Origin of the sequence: Actinosynnema sp. NPDC023658 (assembly GCF_040639995.1) — a bacterium.
Classification (GTDB): Bacteria; Actinomycetota; Actinomycetes; order Mycobacteriales; family Pseudonocardiaceae; genus Actinosynnema.
The window spans coordinates 1-1489 of sequence record NZ_JBFAAX010001234.1 but is presented as its reverse complement, the minus strand read 5'-3'; the positions used below and the strand labels follow the sequence as shown (position 1 = coordinate 1489).

At 74.1% G+C, this 1489-nt stretch carries 2 protein-coding genes; both read right to left on the bottom strand.

What is annotated here, in order from left to right:
* A partial coding sequence (locus tag AB0G02_RS39830; protein ID WP_360805602.1) for an amidohydrolase family protein occupies positions 1 to 697 on the bottom strand: 697 nt, incomplete at its 3' end.
* Positions 694 to 1489 (bottom strand): L-erythro-3,5-diaminohexanoate dehydrogenase (locus AB0G02_RS39825; RefSeq protein ID WP_360805599.1); only part of this gene is annotated, 796 nt, incomplete at its 5' end. The genes AB0G02_RS39825 and AB0G02_RS39830, both read right to left, overlap by 4 nt.

Here is a 1489-nt window from a genome sequence, read left to right as displayed (position 1 = left end):
GGTCCGCCAGGTCGTCACGGGACGAGATGTCCGGCCCGGCGCACTCGTGCACCGACGCGACACCCCGGGACGCGGCGTGCTCCAGGAACGCCCGCTGCGCGGCCCGACGCCGGTCGACGGGGATGGCGTCCTTCGCGGCACGCCGCACGTGGTGGTGCGCCGCACGCGACAACGGCCCGTCCGGCGTGTAGCCGTCCGCGGCACGGGCACCCGGGGCCAGGTCCAGCAGCGCCGAGGACACCAGCGCCGAGTGCACGTCGATGCGGGACAGGTAGACCCGCGCACCCCCGGCCGCGGCGTCCAGCTCGGCCCGCGTGGGCGGCCGGTTCTCCGGCCACCGCGTCTCGTCCCAACCGTGACCCCACACCAACGGCCCCTCCGCGCCACGTACGGCAGCGAGCAACTCGGCCACCGAACGACACCCGGTGAGGTCCAACCCGGTGAGCAGCAGCCCGGCGGACGTCGCGTGGACGTGCGCGTCGACGAACGCGGGAGCCACGAAAGCACCCCCCAGGTCCACCACCTCGGCGTCCGGGTGCAACGCACGGCCCACCGAGTCCTGCCCCAACCACACGACCGTGCCGTCGGTGATCGCCATGGCGGTGGCGTCGGGTGAGGTCGGGGAGTGGATGCGTCCCCCCACGAGCAGGCGCGTCGGGGCACTGGTCGACGCCGGGACGCCGTTCACGGTAGTCACGCCTGCTGAGTCTGCCGGTGGGTGAACAACGCCCGCACGGCAGGTTCGGCGCGCACCAGGTCCAGGGCGAACGCGGCGTGACCTGGCACGTAGCCGTTGCCGACGAGCATCTCCACGTCCGCGGCCAGACCTTCCGCGCCCAAGGCCGCGGCCGGGAACGAGGTCGCCATCGAGAAGAACACCACCGTGCCCCCGTCGGCGGTGGCCAGGATCGCCCCGTGCTCGCAACCCGGCACGTCGACGCACACCACCGTCACGTCGACCCTCTCCCCCACCGCGCGGGCCACCGCGACGGGATCACGCGCATCCGCCACGACCACGACATCGGCCAGCCCCGCGGCACGCACCGCCTCCGCCTCCCGCTCCGCGGGCACCAACGCGACCAACCGCGACGCGCCCGCACGACGAGCCGCCGCCAACGACAACGACCCCGACTTGCCGCCACCACCCAGGACCAGCACCGACGGGCCGCTGCGGCGGCGCACCACCCGATCGGTCAGGGCCGGAGCGCCGCACACGTCGAGAACGGACAGGGACAGCTCCTCCGGCAGGTCACCGGGCAGCACCGCCGCGATCGAACGACCGAACAGCACCGCCGTGCCCTCGCACGGGACCTGCTCCCCCGCGCCGTCCCACCGGGCCAGGCCGTCGGTGATGCGCAGCGGCGTGAGCGTGAGCGACACCAACGTGGCGACACGATCACCGACCGCCAACCCCAACGGCGACTCCGGCCCCACCTCACGGACCGTCCCCAGCAGCATCCCGCCCGAGCCGGTCACCGGGTTCTGCATC